The 16,070-nt window shown below is 32.3% G+C and carries 13 protein-coding genes and 1 pseudogene; 11 read left to right on the top strand and 3 right to left on the bottom strand.

The genetic code is table 11. The annotated features are described in order from the left end of the window. The first annotated feature begins 15 nt into the window (after nucleotides 1-15). The 8 genes from lacG to ACXQH5_RS06755 all read left to right on the top strand — a co-directional run bounded on the left by lacG (nucleotide 16) and on the right by ACXQH5_RS06755 (nucleotide 8,491). A complete protein-coding gene (gene lacG, locus ACXQH5_RS06790) occupies nucleotides 16-1,428 on the top strand; it encodes a 6-phospho-beta-galactosidase (protein ID WP_000169231.1) in 1,413 nt (470 codons plus the stop codon). Between the two features lie 265 nt (nucleotides 1,429-1,693). Beyond that, on the top strand, nucleotides 1,694-2,563 hold the full coding sequence (locus ACXQH5_RS06785; RefSeq protein ID WP_000719331.1) for an alpha/beta hydrolase: 870 nt from the start codon (nucleotides 1,694-1,696) through the stop codon (nucleotides 2,561-2,563). A gap of 278 nt (nucleotides 2,564-2,841) precedes the next feature. Continuing rightward, a complete protein-coding gene (locus tag ACXQH5_RS06780; protein ID WP_001180233.1) occupies nucleotides 2,842-3,843 on the top strand; it encodes an NADP-dependent oxidoreductase in 1,002 nt (333 codons plus the stop codon). Between the two features lie 234 nt (nucleotides 3,844-4,077). Next, nucleotides 4,078-5,085, top strand: a complete 1,008-nt coding sequence (locus ACXQH5_RS06775; protein WP_000781932.1) for a zinc-binding alcohol dehydrogenase family protein — start codon at nucleotides 4,078-4,080, stop codon at nucleotides 5,083-5,085. Between the two features lie 306 nt (nucleotides 5,086-5,391). Next, on the top strand, nucleotides 5,392-6,954 hold the full coding sequence (locus ACXQH5_RS06770) for a BCCT family transporter (RefSeq protein WP_458066928.1): 1,563 nt from the start codon (nucleotides 5,392-5,394) through the stop codon (nucleotides 6,952-6,954). Between the two features lie 174 nt (nucleotides 6,955-7,128). Next, nucleotides 7,129-7,665 carry an alkaline shock response membrane anchor protein AmaP gene (amaP, locus tag ACXQH5_RS06765; RefSeq protein ID WP_000825818.1) on the top strand — a complete coding sequence of 179 codons (537 nt, stop codon included), beginning with the start codon at nucleotides 7,129-7,131 and terminating at the stop codon, nucleotides 7,663-7,665. A 12-nt stretch (nucleotides 7,666-7,677) separates the two neighbouring features. Then, nucleotides 7,678-7,917: a DUF2273 domain-containing protein gene (locus tag ACXQH5_RS06760; RefSeq protein WP_000002681.1), complete on the top strand. Its 240-nt coding sequence runs from the start codon at nucleotides 7,678-7,680 to the stop codon at nucleotides 7,915-7,917. A 64-nt stretch (nucleotides 7,918-7,981) separates the two neighbouring features. Next, a complete protein-coding gene (locus ACXQH5_RS06755) occupies nucleotides 7,982-8,491 on the top strand; it encodes an Asp23/Gls24 family envelope stress response protein (RefSeq protein ID WP_000215236.1) in 510 nt (169 codons plus the stop codon). 160 nt (nucleotides 8,492-8,651) lie between these two features. Here ACXQH5_RS06755 and sfaD read toward each other — a convergent pair whose 3' ends face one another. Further along, nucleotides 8,652-10,628 carry a D-ornithine--citrate ligase SfaD gene (gene sfaD / locus ACXQH5_RS06750; RefSeq protein ID WP_001052549.1) on the bottom strand — a complete coding sequence of 659 codons (1,977 nt, stop codon included), beginning with the start codon at nucleotides 10,626-10,628 and terminating at the stop codon, nucleotides 8,652-8,654. Between the two features lie 101 nt (nucleotides 10,629-10,729). On the opposite strand from sfaD, the gene sfaA reads away from it, so the two are divergent. From sfaA to ACXQH5_RS06735, 3 genes and pseudogenes are all read left to right on the top strand, one after another. Further along, nucleotides 10,730-11,923 (top strand): staphyloferrin A export MFS transporter, encoded by a 1,194-nt coding sequence (gene sfaA, locus ACXQH5_RS06745; RefSeq protein ID WP_000170407.1) that lies wholly within the window; start codon nucleotides 10,730-10,732, stop codon nucleotides 11,921-11,923. After that, nucleotides 11,910-13,667 (top strand): staphyloferrin A synthetase SfaB, encoded by a 1,758-nt coding sequence (sfaB, locus tag ACXQH5_RS06740; RefSeq protein ID WP_000262626.1) that lies wholly within the window; start codon nucleotides 11,910-11,912, stop codon nucleotides 13,665-13,667. The genes sfaA and sfaB overlap by 14 nt, the downstream gene beginning before the upstream one ends. Nucleotides 13,668-13,673: 6 nt before the next feature. Further along, a pseudogene (locus ACXQH5_RS06735) lies at nucleotides 13,674-13,853 on the top strand (alanine racemase); the annotation flags it as partial. A gap of 60 nt (nucleotides 13,854-13,913) precedes the next feature. On the opposite strand, the gene ACXQH5_RS06730 reads toward ACXQH5_RS06735, so the two are convergent. Then, nucleotides 13,914-14,951 (bottom strand): tyrosine-type recombinase/integrase, encoded by a 1,038-nt coding sequence (locus tag ACXQH5_RS06730; RefSeq protein WP_000857198.1) that lies wholly within the window; start codon nucleotides 14,949-14,951, stop codon nucleotides 13,914-13,916. Between the two features lie 190 nt (nucleotides 14,952-15,141). Further along, the gene (locus tag ACXQH5_RS06725) at nucleotides 15,142-15,855 is read right to left on the bottom strand and encodes a type II toxin-antitoxin system PemK/MazF family toxin (RefSeq protein ID WP_001549185.1); all 714 of its coding nucleotides are present in this window, start codon (nucleotides 15,853-15,855) and stop codon (nucleotides 15,142-15,144) included. Between the last annotated feature and the right edge of the window lie 215 nt (nucleotides 15,856-16,070).

Genomic DNA, 16,070 nt, shown 5'->3' with positions numbered 1-16,070 from the left:
ATAGGAGTTTTTCATATGACTAAAACATTACCTGAAGATTTTATTTTTGGTGGAGCAACAGCAGCATATCAAGCAGAAGGTGCGACAAATACGGATGGTAAAGGTCGCGTAGCATGGGATACGTATTTAGAAGAAAACTATTGGTACACTGCAGAACCAGCGAGTGATTTTTATAACAGATATCCAGTGGATTTAGAATTAAGTGAAAAATTCGGTGTTAATGGTATCCGTATTTCAATTGCATGGTCTCGTATCTTCCCAAATGGATATGGCGAAGTTAACCCTAAAGGTGTTGAGTATTACCATAAGTTATTTGCAGAGTGTCATAAACGTCATGTTGAACCATTTGTAACATTGCATCATTTTGATACACCAGAAGTGTTACACAAAGATGGCGATTTTCTAAATCGTAAAACGATTGACTACTTTGTAGATTATGCTGAATATTGTTTTAAAGAATTCCCAGAAGTAAAATATTGGACTACATTCAATGAAATTGGACCAATTGGTGATGGCCAATATTTAGTAGGTAAATTCCCTCCAGGTATTAAATATGATTTTGAAAAAGTATTCCAATCACATCACAATATGATGGTGGCTCATGCTAGAGCAGTAAAATTATTTAAAGATGGCGGCTATCAAGGAGAAATTGGTGTTGTACACGCATTGCCAACAAAATATCCGTTCGATCCATCAAATCCTGAAGATGTTCGTGCAGCAGAATTAGAAGATATCATCCATAATAAATTCATCTTAGATGCAACATATTTAGGTAAGTATTCTCGTGAAACGATGGAAGGTGTGCAACATATCTTATCTGTTAATGGCGGTAAATTAAACATTACAGATAAAGATTATGCCATTTTAGATGCAGCCAAAGATTTAAACGACTTCTTAGGTATCAATTACTACATGAGTGACTGGATGAGAGGTTACGATGGAGAATCTGAAATCACGCATAATGCGACAGGTGATAAAGGCGGTTCTAAATACCAACTTAAAGGTGTCGGACAACGTGAATTTGATGTCGACGTACCTCGCACAGACTGGGACTGGATGATCTATCCTCAAGGTTTATATGATCAAATCATGCGTGTTGTTAAAGATTATCCTAACTATCATAAGATTTATATCACTGAAAATGGTTTAGGATATAAAGATGAATTTATTGAATCTGAAAAAACAGTTCATGATGATGCACGTATTGATTATGTAAGACAACATTTAAACGTTATTGCAGATGCTATTAAAGATGGTGCAAATGTAAAAGGTTACTTTATTTGGTCATTAATGGATGTGTTCTCTTGGTCAAATGGTTATGAAAAACGATATGGTTTATTCTATGTCGATTTTGAGACTCAAGAACGCTATCCTAAGAAAAGTGCTTATTGGTACAAAGAGTTAGCCGAAACAAAAGAAATTAAATAATTAGAGATATTAAAAGGCCTATCAGTCGAGTGCTGGTAGGTCTTTATTTATAAAAAGAGATAAATTAAACATGCATATACATATTTATATATTAATCAATGGGTGACACACGATTGAAAGTTAAATAAGCAATCAATTAACAAACGTTAACGGATAACTTTCCAAAGTCATCTTAAAAGTTAATGATGTATTCAAAATCAACTAAAGGACATTTTTAATCACATCCTTTATACTTATATAAAAGACATGAATGGGAGTTAAAAGTGTGAAGAAAATTTTTGTAATTATTACGACATTGTTAGCGGTCGCTATTATTATAGGCTCTATTATTACGGTGGTGTTTAGTCAACGACAGGCACAAACATTTAAAATACAACAACAGCAATTTGTTAAAAAGCCAATTCCGACATTGTTTTTACATGGATTTGGTGGTAGTGCCAACTCTGAAAAATTTATGGTGAAGCAAGCAGAAAAAAGAGGGGTAACTAAAGATATCATCACTGCTTACGTTTCAAAGGATGGTGCAGTGACATTTAAAGGGAAACTAAGTAAAGATGCAGTGAATCCTATTGTGAAAATTGAACTTGAAAATAACAGACAAGGCTATTTGGATAAGAATGCTGCGTGGTTTAAAAATGTACTGACTAAGTTACAATCTGAATACAATTTCGATAAATTCAACTTTGTCGGTCACTCAATGGGGAACTTAACATTTGCACAATATATGATGACATATGGTAACGACAAGTCACTGCCACAGTTAAACAAACAAGTGAATATTGCAGGGACATTTAATGGTGTTTTAAATATGAATGAAGATGTCAATGAAATCACAGTTGATAAAGATGGTAAACCAAGTCGAATGAATCAACCTTATCAGCAATTACGCGTGCTAAAAGATATTTATAAAGGTAAAGGTATCGAAGTGCTAAATATTTATGGAGATTTGAAAGATGGTACACATTCAGACGGCAGAGTGTCTAATAGTTCTTCGAAATCATTAAAATATTTACTGGGAAATAGTCCGAAAAGTTATCGAGAATCTAAATATGAAGGTGAGTCTGCACAGCATAGTCAGCTTCATGAGAATGAAAATGTTGCTAATGAGTTGATCGACTTCTTATGGAAAAAATAAAGCAACTGCTAGTTTTTCTGGGGCAAAAAAGCTTGTAATATTAGAGCTTTTCAAAAATTATCTATTGTTTGAGAGTTTCCATAAAATGTCTAAGTCGTAACATTTTTAATTTATGTTTATAGCAAATATAATGTACTTGAAGTTAAATGAATCAGTGCTTAAGTCAAAATATAACAACTAAGAATGTATTTGCATACAGACATCACGAAGACACAATTCAAACTTAACGCTTAAGTAACAAATAAGTAAAAGTTTCAAATAAAGAAAGGTGATAAATGATGCAAAATAAACAAATTCTTTTTAATAAAGTACCAGAAGGCATGCCTCAAGAGGATACATTCAAAATTGAAGATATTGACACGCCTAAACTTGAGAGCGATGGTGTACTTGTACAAACGCTGTATATTTCAGTGGATCCATATATGAGAGGACGTATGACTAAGGCAGATTCGTATGTACAGCCTTTTGAAATTGGTAAACCGATTGTTAGCCATGTCGTTGCAAAAGTAATTGATTCGACACTCGCAGATTATAAAAAAGGAGATGTCGTTGTAGGTATGTTGCCTTGGCGAATCATTAATCATGTCCAAGCGGATCGAATTACTAAAGTTCCAACGACAGATGTACCACTTGATTTATATTTAAGTGTTTTAGGAATGCCAGGACAAACAGCATATCATGGTCTGCTTGATATTGGACAACCTAAAGACGGTGATACTGTTGTGGTTTCAGCTGCTTCTGGTGCTGTAGGTTCAGTTGTAGGTCAAATTGCTAAGATTAAAGGTTGCCGTGTTGTAGGTATTGCGGGTGGCGACAAAAAAGTAAATTATTTAACAGAGACACTGGGCTTTGACGCTGGTATTGATTATAAGAAAGAGGATTTTGCAGAAGCGTTAGCACAAGCAGTACCAGATGGTATTGATGTTTATTTTGAAAATGTTGGTGGTACAGTTGGCGATGAAGTATTTAAGCATTTAAATCGTTTTGCACGTGTACCAGTATGTGGCGCAATTTCGTCATATAATCATCCTGAAGCAGATATCGGACCACGTATTCAAGGTACGCTTATTAAGAAGCAAGTAATGATGAGAGGCTTCTTAGTAAGTGAATTCGCTAATGATTTTAAAGAAGCTAGTGAACAGCTTGCAACATGGGTTCAAGAAGGTAAAATTCAGTCACAAGTAACCATTGAAGATGGTTTTGAAAATGCGCCACGTGCATTTAAAAATTTATTTACTGGCGATAACTTTGGTAAACAAGTTATTAAAGTATCGGAATAATAAAGTATACGTTTTAACAAACCAACTTTGTTAATTGACCAAAATTTAATAACTTTCTTATCTAAAGCAAATTTGTTCAGTAACATGGTATAAATAAGTCTAAAATGTAATACGAAAGTCGTCTGTAATTATTTATATATTCAAATGAAAAAGGAGTCATGATGCTGCGATACAAGCACACATGGCTTCTATTTTGTATAATAAGAAATAAGTTCATAAATGAGGTGAAACGATATGAAAATGATAGGATTTGAAAAGCCCTTTAAATTGGAAGAAGGAAATTTATTTAAAGTATACGAACAAAGAAAGCCAACGCCAGAAAACGATGATATCTTAGTCAAAGTAAATAGCATTAGTGTAAATCCTGTAGATACAAAACAACGACAAATGGAAGTCACTCAAGCACCTCGTGTACTTGGGTTTGATGCTATTGGTACTGTTGAAGCTATCGGACCAGACGTTACATTATTTAGTCCGGGTGACGTTGTATTTTATGCTGGATCGCCAGATAGACAAGGATCAAATGCGACATATCAATTGGTGTCAGAAGCTATAGTTGCAAAAGCGCCACACAACATAAGTGCTAATGAAGCGGTTAGTCTACCGCTAACTGGTATTACGGCATATGAAACGTTTTTTGATACATTTAAAATTTCACATAATCCTTCTGAAAATATAGGTAAATCCGTGTTAATCGTTAATGGCGCTGGGGGTGTAGGAAGTATTGCCACTCAAATTGCTAAACGGTATGGTTTAACTGTCATTACAACAGCATCACGACAAGAAACAACAGAGTGGTGTGAAAAAATGGGCGCAGATATCGTATTGAATCATAAAGAGGATTTAGTGCGTCAATTTAAAGAAAAAGAAATTCCATTAGTAGATTATATATTTTGCACCTATAATACAGACTTGTATTACAATACTATGATTGAACTGATAAAACCATTAGGGCATATTACAACTATCGTAGCTTTTAATGAAGATCAAGATTTAAATGCATTAAAATTAAAAAGTATAACATTTACACATGAATTTATGTTTGCGCGTCCAATTCATCGAACGCCTGATATGATTAAACAACATGAGTATTTAGAAGATATTACGAAAAATATAGAATCAGGACATTACCAACCAACAACGACACAAGTTTTTGAAGGTTTAACGCCTGAAAACTTATATCAAGCACATCAATTGTTGGAAAAACAGTCAATGATTGGGAAATTAGTAATTAATATATAGTTTAGTAAGTAAAGTCGCCTTATGCAGAAAATACTGTATAGGGCGACTTATTTTTGTGTTTAGCGACTATTGATTCTAAACGGAAATATGGCAACTTTGCAGGTATCAATTCAATAATGCATTAGAAAGGCATTACTTAAACACAATAAAATACTTTGTTGTTCATTGATAAATAATTTGAGTGTGTTTTATATATCATTTTTAAAAGATGAAGCATTATTAATTGTGTCTATATAAAATTACAAATGATTAAAATGTTACAGTTGTGGGTATGAACTTACCATTACACAGAAAGGGTTTGTATTTATGAAAAATAAATCAGTAAGTCTAGTGTTTTGGGTATCGTTAGTGATTTGTACGATATTTGTTGCTTTTGGTGCCATATTTCCGAAACAGTTAGAAAAACTCACGCAAAACATTACTACATTTATTGCGCTACATTTTTCTTGGTATTATTTATTGCTCGTTTTAGTTATTTTATTTGTCTGTGTGTATATTTTATTTTCAAGATACGCAAACATTACATTAGGTGAAGAAGGTGAAGACCCAGAATTTTCATTGCCATCATGGTTTGCCATGTTATTTAGTGCTGGTATGGGAATAGGACTTGTGTTCTGGACAACGGCAGAACCAATCAGTCATGCCTTCAAATTAACGCCTATTCATAAAGCTGGCACGCAATCTGCAATTAATGATGCAATGCAGTTTTCATTTTTCCATTGGGGTATTCATGCATGGGCAGTCTATGGTATTGTCGCGCTTGTGTTTGCATATTTTAGCTTTCATAAAGGATATCCTGGCTTAGTCAGCGCTACATTGACGCCTTTATTAGGTGAAAAAGCAATGCGTGGCCCTTTAGGTGGTGCCATTGATGTATTGGCAGTCATAGCTACAGTAACAGGCGTTGCTGCAACATTAGGTTTCGGTGCATTGCAAATAAACGAAGGTTTACATTTTTTATTTAATGTACCGAGTAACTTCACGATGCAAGTAATCTTGATTGTCACTGCAACCATATTATTTACTTGGTCAGCATGGTCAGGTATCGATAAAGGTATCAAAACGTTGAGTAATATCAACATGTCACTTGCTTTTGTAGTACTTATTGGTCTTTTTATTGTTGGGCCAACGCTTTACATTTTAAATACATTTACGAATGGTCTAGGTAATTATATTGCAAATTTCTTTAGTATGAGTTTACGCATTCCGTCTGGTGGTCAAAAATTCCAATGGTTACAAAATTGGACAATCTTTTACTGGGCATGGTGGATATCTTGGGCACCATTTGTAGGTATATTTATTGCACGTGTGTCAAAAGGACGTACGATTAAAGAATTTATTCTAGGTGTACTTTTTGTCCCGGCGTTAGTTTGCTTTATATTCTTTGCGGTATTCGGCGCGTCAGCAATTTACTTACAAGATAATCATATTGCCGATATTGCTAAAGCTGCGACAGAAACGGCAACTTTTGCAACGCTACAACATTATCCGCTAGGTTTTGTATTAAGCTTAATTACTTTACTTGTTATTATGATTTTCTTTGTTACATCAGCGGATTCGGCAACTTATGTTTTAGGTATGTTGAGTTCAAGTGGTGATATTAATCCGAAGTCATTTGTCAAAGTGAGTTGGGGTATCATTATGGCATTATTTGCAATCATCATGATTTACACAGGTGGTACTCAAGCGATTCAAAATTTATTAATCATTGCTGCGTTACCATTTTCCGTGGTCATTATAGCGATGATATGGTCGCTTTTAAAATCTTTGAGTGAGGAGAAACCGAGAAATAGTAATAAGGTTTTAATTAAACATCGTGACCCAGATATTTTAGAATATCGTTCTTCAAAACATATTGACGAAAATTAATTAAAAATTAGGTTTCATTAATTTGAACTAGGGAATATATTACTAAATGGTACTTCATCTTATATATTAAAAATAAATTTATAGTTATTAATTTATTATGTTTAAGAAAAAATCTGATGGGTACATATTTAATATGTTTTTAAATTAACTTTAACTAAGGAGGTGTCGTTAGGGGTGAAACGACTTAAAAACTTTATCCTTGGCTTATTAATAGTAGTAATCGTGGGGTTCCTGTTATTCATGTATATCCAAGATGGACGTATAACTGAATATCAAGACTACTTCCTTCAATTTGAATGGTTCCAACCATTACTTATTTCACTTGCTGCACTATTGATATTAATAGGTCTTATATTAGTATTTAGTATCTTCAAACCTACGCATCGAAAACCTGGATTATACAAAGACTTCGATGATGGTCATGTTTACGTATCTCGTAAAGCTGTTGAAAAAACTGCATTTGATACAGTTGCAAAATATGACCAAGTAAGACAACCGAATGTAGTTGCAAAACTATATAACAAAAAAAATAAATCTTATATCGACATTAAAACTGACTTTTTCGTACCAAATAATGTTCAAGTACAATCTTTAACTGAAGCAATTCGTGCGGATATTAAAAAGAATGTAGAATATTTCACAGAAATGCCAGTACGTAAGTTAGAAGTTAATGTGAGAGATCAGAAAACTTCTGGTCCACGAGTGTTGTAAGGGAGGTATATCATGGCTAACAATCATAACCAAAACGGACAAGACTCTACACAACAAGTGATTAATTTTTTAAAAGTGTTTAAATGGAGAATCGTTGGTTTCCTAGCGTTTCTATTAATCGCGATATTATTCTTAACGTTAGGTTTTTGGAAAACAATACTTATCATCGTTTTATGTTTAATTGGTGTGGGTATTGGGTATATAAAAGACCGTAAGCAAGATTTTATGAATTTTTTAAATAGATGGAGTTAATTCATCAATTTAGAATTTAATTAAAAAAATATAAAAAAAACAATAAGTTAAAGGAGAATCTATTATGACTGTAGATAACAATAAAGCAAAACAAGCATACGACAATCAAACTGGTGTTAACGAAAAAGAAAGAGAAGAGCGTCAAAAACAACAAGAACAAAATCAAGAGCCTCAATTCAAAAATAAATTAACATTCTCTGATGAAGTTGTTGAAAAAATTGCTGGTATCGCTGCACGTGAAGTTAAAGGTATCTTAGACATGAAAGGTGGCTTAACTGATACATTCACTAATGCATTCTCAAGTGGCAACAACGTTACACAAGGTGTATCTGTTGAAGTTGGTGAAAAACAAGCTGCTGTAGATTTAAAAGTAATCTTAGAATATGGTGAATCAGCACCAAAAATCTTCCGTAAAGTAACTGAATTAGTTAAAGAACAAGTTAAATATATTACTGGTTTAGATGTAGTTGAAGTTAACATGCAAGTTGACGATGTAATGACTCAAAAAGAGTGGAAACAAAAACACGAAAAAAATAACGAAAACAATAACCAAGAAAGACAAGGTTTACAATAAGTTATTCGATAAAAAAGCTCGGCACTCAATTTAAGTGCCGAGCTTTTTTGTGATTTTTAATAATTTGAATATGGGAGATGCGTTATACTCTCATTTGTATAGATTGTATTTAATAAGTTAATGTAATCCTTGAGTTCATGATTAATGAAATTCTATAATTTTAATTATTTTCTCGATACAAAGGGTTATTAACTTTAATATAAGTATAATGATGTGCCTCATCTTCAAGACGCATTGTAGTAACACACTTATAATCTATAAATGGCGCGAACATGGTATCTTTAATTTCATTTATGCGATTCTCATTTACTTGATTAGATTTGTGTGTCGAAAGTACAAGTTGATCAAAGATGTTATCTAGTACATCACGAACGATACACCACATATGTCTTTCTAAGTTTGAATCATTTGATGCTTTAGAGATTGTAAGAATTAATTCGCCTAAATGGTTTTGAACGGTAGAATAAAAGGCTTTGTTAAACACAGACGTTTTTGAATCAGTAAGAATTCTTGATTTTTCATGGAAATGAGATGTACTGTATCCCATATCATTTAGTTGTGCTTTATCAATTCTTAAACCTTCAAAGTCTCTAATATACATCGTGTCCAATAGACCATCTTTTCGGAATGTTGCAATAGCATTTTGCAAGTGAGCCTCTAATGCAATGCCATATTTAGTAACTAATGGGATTACGAGACCAAGCAATGCTTTACTATAAGTTTCAACCCACGATTTCGCCGATGATTCAAAATCAGACAATGATGCAGCTGATTGATAACGTTTAATCAATGTCACGATAGGTGATTCATTGTTAAATGGGTAGGTTGCAACTAAGCTTGAAGGAATCATTGGTGTGACTTCTTGTGGAATCATTTGGTATATGTTTTTTCTAAATAATGTACCTAATTGTTCACTTCGTTCAGTTTGATAGTCTGCTTCGTCTTGCTCATTATAAAAATGAATACCAGCAACTTCATCAATAATTGTTGATGCATAGGACTTAAATATGACATCTTTCTTCAAAATATCATTTAAAATACGTGTCATTAGTGGACCATTGTGCGTCGTTTGTTCTGATAATGTACGAATTTCACCTGTAATATGAACGTTTGTCGACAATTTGATGTGTGGCGACATAGCTGGGTATTTAGGAACTAATGTTCTGAAAGATAAACCAGCATAATAATCCAACGTATGTTTTGCTTCAATGATTAATTCTTTATCTACTTCTGCTTGATAATCAGAATGTAATACGTCATCTAATTGCCATGGATGTACAATCATAATGTGATAATCATTAAAGTTAAACTTTGCCGTAAATTCATTTTCTAATTGTTTAATTAAGTCCGGAAATAGTTGATGAACAGTTGTATCATAATCTTTAGACAGTGACATAGTACGGCTTAATTTACTGTGAATCAGTACGATTTTCAACTTAATAGGTTGATTGAATTCTGAAGAATATAGGAATGTTTGTAATGCATTTAAACCTTTACGTAATTTAGCCCCAGGATGTAGCGGATGACCTTCAATAACGGCTTGCTCTGAACGCAAGTAACTATCTTCGCTATTTTCGATAATATTAAATAAAGGTGCAGAATCATGTTGCATTGACAGTGCTTGATAGCTAATTGCAAATGTCATATTAGTTGCACTGTTTATTAAATCTTGCTGAAATTGATCACTAGCAGCATTTTTTAAATCTGGTGCTTCAATTAAAATACACTCAAGAATTTCATTTGGATGGTGTACTCGTGTAATCGTATTTGTAATGTCATCCTTAATGTAGAAAGGGCCTTCAACATCAATTCGATCAAAGGCGTGTTCTCCAGTGATAGGAGCATATAATGTTTGCTTAGCTTGTGGGAACTGGATTTCTAGTATATGAGTCGTTGAGATATCTAACATAATCAAATCACGACTCAATATTTTCTTACTTTGAGTGCGCGCTTTAACTAAGTTTTCGCGATGCATTGATGTGACTAATCTCTGAGTGACTTTATCTCTTCCTTGTAAAATCATCTCTTTAAAAATATTAGCCCAATCGTTATTATGTTGTTGTAAAAATAAATATGTTTCTTGTTCTTCTTTGTTAAATTTTAATGTCTGTTCTTTAAAAATTAAGTTCAAGTTCATAATTCACCTCTATGAAATATTTTACAAAAGCAAGATAGATTTGTATAATCCATATTAATGATAATGATTCTTATTATCAACAGAATGCGGGTGTAAGTTTTATGACAAAATATTTTTTTAGCAGTTCTTTTCTACTATTTCTAGGTAATTGGATTGGACAAATAGGGCTAAATTGGTTTGTGCTTACCACTTATCATAACGCAGTTTATCTGGGGATTGTCAATTTTTGCAGACTTGTACCAATATTATTACTAAGTGTGTGGGCAGGGGCAATTGCCGATAAATATGATAAAGGGCGATTGCTGAGAATTACAATTTCATCATCATTTTTAGTAACTGCAATTTTATGTGTGCTTACGTATAGTTTCACTGCAATTCCAATTAGCGTCATTATTATATATGCGACATTAAGAGGGATTTTAAGTGCGGTTGAAACACCTTTAAGACAAGCAATCTTACCAGATTTATCAGATAAAATATCTACTACACAAGCTGTATCATTTCATTCATTCATCATTAATATTTGTCGTTCAATAGGGCCTGCCATTGCTGGTGTCATATTAGCAGTCTATCATGCGCCAACAACATTTCTTGCACAGGCAATTTGTTATTTTATCGCAGTTTTATTATGTTTACCATTACATTTTAAAGTAACTAAAATACCTGAAGATGCAACAAGATACATGCCGTTAAAAGTCATTATAGATTACTTCAAATTACATATGGAAGGTCGACAAATATTTATAACATCATTATTGATTATGGCGACAGGTTTTTCATATACGACACTTTTACCAGTTTTGACAAACAAAGTATTTCCGGGGAAATCTGAAATATTTGGTATCGCTATGACGATGTGTGCCATTGGTGGTATTATTGCAACGCTAGTTTTACCTAAAGTACTTAAATATATTGGTATGGTAAATATGTATTATTTAAGTTCATTATTATTTGGCATTGCTTTGTTAGGTGTGGTATTTCACAATATTGTCATCATGTTCATTTGTATTACATTGATTGGGTTATTTAGTCAATGGGCACGTACGACAAATCGCGTTTATTTTCAAAATAATGTTAAAGATTATGAACGTGGTAAAGTACTGAGTATTATTATGATGGATAGAGGTATGATTCCATTGGGAAGTCTGTTAATGAGTATATGTGCAGATGTGTTTGGCATTGTTAGAACTTTTTCAATAATGGGAATAAGTACTATATGCATTACAATGGTATTCTATTTTATAAATAGAAAGTTGAAGTTAAAGTTGGAGGAAAGTAATCATGGTATATCTTGAATGGGCAAAGGCAGATAGAAATATTCAATATCGTGTAATTAACGCCATTATTAAAGAACGTATTTACCCCGAGCAAACATTTATTTCACAAAAAGAATCTTTAATTGAAATTCAGTATCATATGCATGTGTTGACTATTGAAGTTGTTAGAAAAAGTGCATTAGAACGCTATGAGTTTACAGGTGATATTACTTATTTAAATAAAGGTGAAACGTCATTAATTATAACTTTAGAAGGTTTGTTAGATGTGTTGAATCATGACTTTGATATCCCTATTTCAGAGCGACTACGCGAAGAGTTAATACACAGTCGAGATAGTTTAGTTGAAACATATAAGCAAATGTCTCACAGACAAACATTAATAAGTCAAAGTTTTAAATTTTCAAGATTACCACAAGATATTAACTTTTTTTCATGGTTACAACATGTAAAAGATAGTGATAAGACAGATGATTTAACTTATTCTGAGAGTTTGGTACCAGAGGGGCATCCAACACACCCTTTAACCAAAACGAAATTGCCCTTAACTATGGAAGAAGTACGAGCATATGCACCTGAGTTTGAAAAAGAAATCCCTTTGCAAATTATGATGATTGAAAAAGACCATGTTGTGTGCACAGCTATGGATGGTAATGATCAATTTATTATTGATGAAATAATTCCCGAATACTACAATCAGATTCGTGTGTTTTTGAAGAGTTTAGGTTTGAAAAGTGAAGACTATAGAGCGATTTTAGTACATCCTTGGCAATATGATCATACGATAGGGAAATATTTTGAAGCATGGATTGCTAAAAAAATATTAATTCCAACGCCGTTTACAATACTTTCAAAAGCAACTTTATCATTCAGGACGATGTCTTTAATTGATAAACCATATCATGTTAAGTTGCCCGTCGATGCACAAGCAACAAGTGCCGTTAGAACAGTCTCAACTGTGACTACTGTAGATGGACCAAAGTTAAGTTATGCTTTACAAAACATGTTGAATCAATATCCAGGATTTAAAGTTGCTATGGAACCGTTCGGTGAATATGCAAATGTTGATAAAGATAGGGCACGTCAGCTTGCTTGTATTATAAGACAAAAGCCTGAAATTGATGGAAAAGGTGCAACAGTAGTTAGTGCAAGTCTAGTTAATAAAAATCCAATAGATCAAAAAGTTATCGTGGATAGTTACTTAGAGTGGTTAAATCAAGGAATTACTAAAGAAAGTATTACGACATTTATTGAACGATACTCTCAAGCATTAATCCCGCCTTTAATTGCTTTTATTCAAAATTATGGAATTGCATTAGAAGCACACATGCAAAATACAGTAGTGAACTTGGGGCCACATTTTGACATTCAATTTTTAGTGAGAGATTTAGGTGGTTCTAGAATTGATTTAGAAACATTACAACATCGTGTATCAGATATTAAAATTACAAATGATAGTTTAATAGCTGATTCTATAGATGCAGTGATTGCAAAATTCCAACATGCTGTTATTCAAAATCAAATGGCAGAATTAATCCATCATTTTAATCAGTATGATTGTGTTGAAGAAGCCGAATTATTTAACATAGTACAGCAAGTAGTAGCGCATGCCATTAACCCAACACTACCACATGCAAATGAGTTAAAAGATATTTTGTTTGGACCAACAATCACTGTCAAAGCGTTGTTAAATATGAGAATGGAAAATAAAGTAAAGCAATATTTAAATATTGAGTTAGATAATCCGATAAAAAAAGAGGTGTAGTACTACATGGCACACGTTAACATAAATATATCGAAGATTAAATATAACGCCAAAGTACTTCAAACAGTTTTTCAAAGTAAAAATATGCAATTCACACCAGTAATTAAGTGCATAGCTGGTGACCGTACAATTGTAGAAAGCTTAAAAGCGTTAGGTATCAATCATGTTGCAGAATCCAGATTGGATACATAGAAACCTTGTAACAACAGTATTTATTGGGTTTGGAGTCCCTAATGGGTCCCTAAATTACATACTTTCTAAAATTTTAGTTGTTTTTTTGTCCTCTTCATTAAATTTTTCTTCTAACAAATGAGAATACACGGATGTAGTTATTGCTATATTTTTATGACCTAATCTTTTAGAAATGTAATGTATAGATACACCTTTTGCTAGTAAATAAGAACAATGAGTGTGTCTTAATGCGTGCGATGTAATAATTGGTATATTATTGACTCTACAGGCTGATTTCAAAGCATTATTGATAGCATGAAGGTTAATTATAGATCCGGCTTCTTTGAAAATGTAACCATCATAGCTAATTGCAAATGTACTTATGACGTCCATAATGTGTTTCATATCAGATTTAGCGATACTGATATATCTAGGGGAAGTATCGGTTTTTCGCTCGTCAATAAATATAGTGTTTTTCACTTGGTTGATATGCTCAATCTTTATATTTCTTGCACCACTGACACGACAACCCGTACAAATCATTATGAATAGCGCTAATGATGAACGAGTTCTCTTCTTTCTGACGTGATCTTTTAGTATTTCATATTCAGTTACCGAGATGAATTTTTCTTGTTCTGACTTCGTAGGTTTTCCGGCTTTATAATTAACTTTATAAGCGGGATTTTTAAAAATAAGCCCATCATATAATGCGTCATCTAAAGCTGACCGAATAGCACCGTTTGTTTTTCTTATAGTTTCTTTTGCGTGTTCTTTTGAATAATCGTTTATGAATTTCTGATAAACTTGTCTATTTATCTTTGATAACTCCATTTTACCTATTTTATGTTTTTGTATATGTTGTAATGCATTTCTATAATGACGGTAGGTATTTTCTTTAACAACAGGTTGTTTATACGTTTTAATCCAATTTTCGAAGTATTCTTCAAGAGTTATATAGTTATCTATATTAAAACCACTTCTTAACTCATTTAACTTGTCTAGTCCAGCAGAATTAGCTTCACGCTTTGTTCTAAAACCTTTCTTACGGTATCTTTTTCCTTCATACTTAAATTCATATTGCCATTTTTTACCATCGTAACAACGTGTTTTCATGCGTTCCCTCCTCAAAATTGGCAAAAAATAATAAGGGTAGGCGGGCTACCCATGAAAATTGTATAAAAAAAGACGCCTGTATAAAATACAGACGCCACTTATAGTTATAAGATTACATGGTTAATTACCAAAAATGGTAACGAATATATACGTGTTTTAAAGGATAAACCTTTAATATATTAAAATTATATCATCTTATATCAGGAATCTGCAATATATTATTATTAATTCTATTTATCAGTAACATAATATCCGAAGAATCTATTACTGGATTTTTAATTTTTTGGGGTAAAACTTTTCTTATGCGAAACTTACTAATCGGCTGGAAAGAATTTATGCAAGCGTAACTATTACCTTTTAATTTTTTTACCTTATCAATTGCTGATACTATGTTATTAATGTTTCTGTCAATTTTATTTAATTTATTTTCAATTTCTAAACTATCAGATATAAATTCACTAAAATAATCTTTAGTGATGAATTCTGTGTTGTTTTTTTGGTATTTTTTATCGAAAACTTCTTTTAATATAGCTGAATTATTTTGCGCGCTAATTAAATTTAAAAACAATCTTAAATAATACTCCCATTTCAAATCAAAATTCATCTTTAAATACTTTTTGTTTTCTTTAGAAGATAAGGGAATAACATTTACTATATCTTCCGTATTAGAATCATTTTTATTCATCACTATTGCAAAGTGTGAATTAGAGAATTCTTTATTAACGTTTATACCGAAATCTACAAAAACTATTTCTCCTTGTTTAAACTTTGGATAAAAACCTTTATGGTTTTTTTCACCTTCAAATCTCTTGAGTAAATAGTGAATATCTGAATCTAATTTTTTAAATTTTGGATTTCCAGAAGTTTTTAATTTATTAATGCGTTTTTCTATATTATGCGTCATCATTTCTCCTTTATTCTCGCTCACACTCTCACCACCATTCAACGTCTACACTTGTAGACGTTTTTTGATTAGTAAAATCATAATGAATCTTCTTTGGTTAACTTATCGCCATCTATTTTTTGTGAAATAAATTCCAAGTGGAAATGATAATTTAATAATGTACACTTTTGATTGTTTAAACATGTACAATTTTTAAAAACCTATAGATAATTTTA

It is taken from the genome of Staphylococcus sp. SA22 (genome assembly GCF_054165785.1).
Note: the sequence above shows the minus strand (reverse complement) of the source record. Positions and strands in the feature narration are given on the sequence as shown.

What these genes read in the sequence shown, in the direction of transcription:
- lacG (WP_000169231.1), top strand. Translation starts at nt 16, where the DNA reads ATGACTAAAACATTACCTGAAGATTTTATTTTTGGTGGAGCAACAGCA.
- ACXQH5_RS06780 (WP_001180233.1), top strand. Translation starts at nt 2,842, where the DNA reads ATGCAAAATAAACAAATTCTTTTTAATAAAGTACCAGAAGGCATGCCT.
- ACXQH5_RS06775 (WP_000781932.1), top strand. Translation starts at nt 4,078, where the DNA reads ATGAAAATGATAGGATTTGAAAAGCCCTTTAAATTGGAAGAAGGAAAT.
- ACXQH5_RS06770 (WP_458066928.1), top strand. Translation starts at nt 5,392, where the DNA reads ATGAAAAATAAATCAGTAAGTCTAGTGTTTTGGGTATCGTTAGTGATT.
- ACXQH5_RS06760 (WP_000002681.1), top strand. Translation starts at nt 7,678, where the DNA reads ATGGCTAACAATCATAACCAAAACGGACAAGACTCTACACAACAAGTG.
- ACXQH5_RS06755 (WP_000215236.1), top strand. Translation starts at nt 7,982, where the DNA reads ATGACTGTAGATAACAATAAAGCAAAACAAGCATACGACAATCAAACT.
- sfaD (WP_001052549.1), bottom strand. Translation starts at nt 10,628, where the DNA reads ATGAACTTGAACTTAATTTTTAAAGAACAGACATTAAAATTTAACAAA.
- sfaA (WP_000170407.1), top strand. Translation starts at nt 10,730, where the DNA reads ATGACAAAATATTTTTTTAGCAGTTCTTTTCTACTATTTCTAGGTAAT.
- sfaB (WP_000262626.1), top strand. Translation starts at nt 11,910, where the DNA reads ATGGTATATCTTGAATGGGCAAAGGCAGATAGAAATATTCAATATCGT.
- ACXQH5_RS06730 (WP_000857198.1), bottom strand. Translation starts at nt 14,951, where the DNA reads ATGAAAACACGTTGTTACGATGGTAAAAAATGGCAATATGAATTTAAG.
- ACXQH5_RS06725 (WP_001549185.1), bottom strand. Translation starts at nt 15,855, where the DNA reads ATGACGCATAATATAGAAAAACGCATTAATAAATTAAAAACTTCTGGA.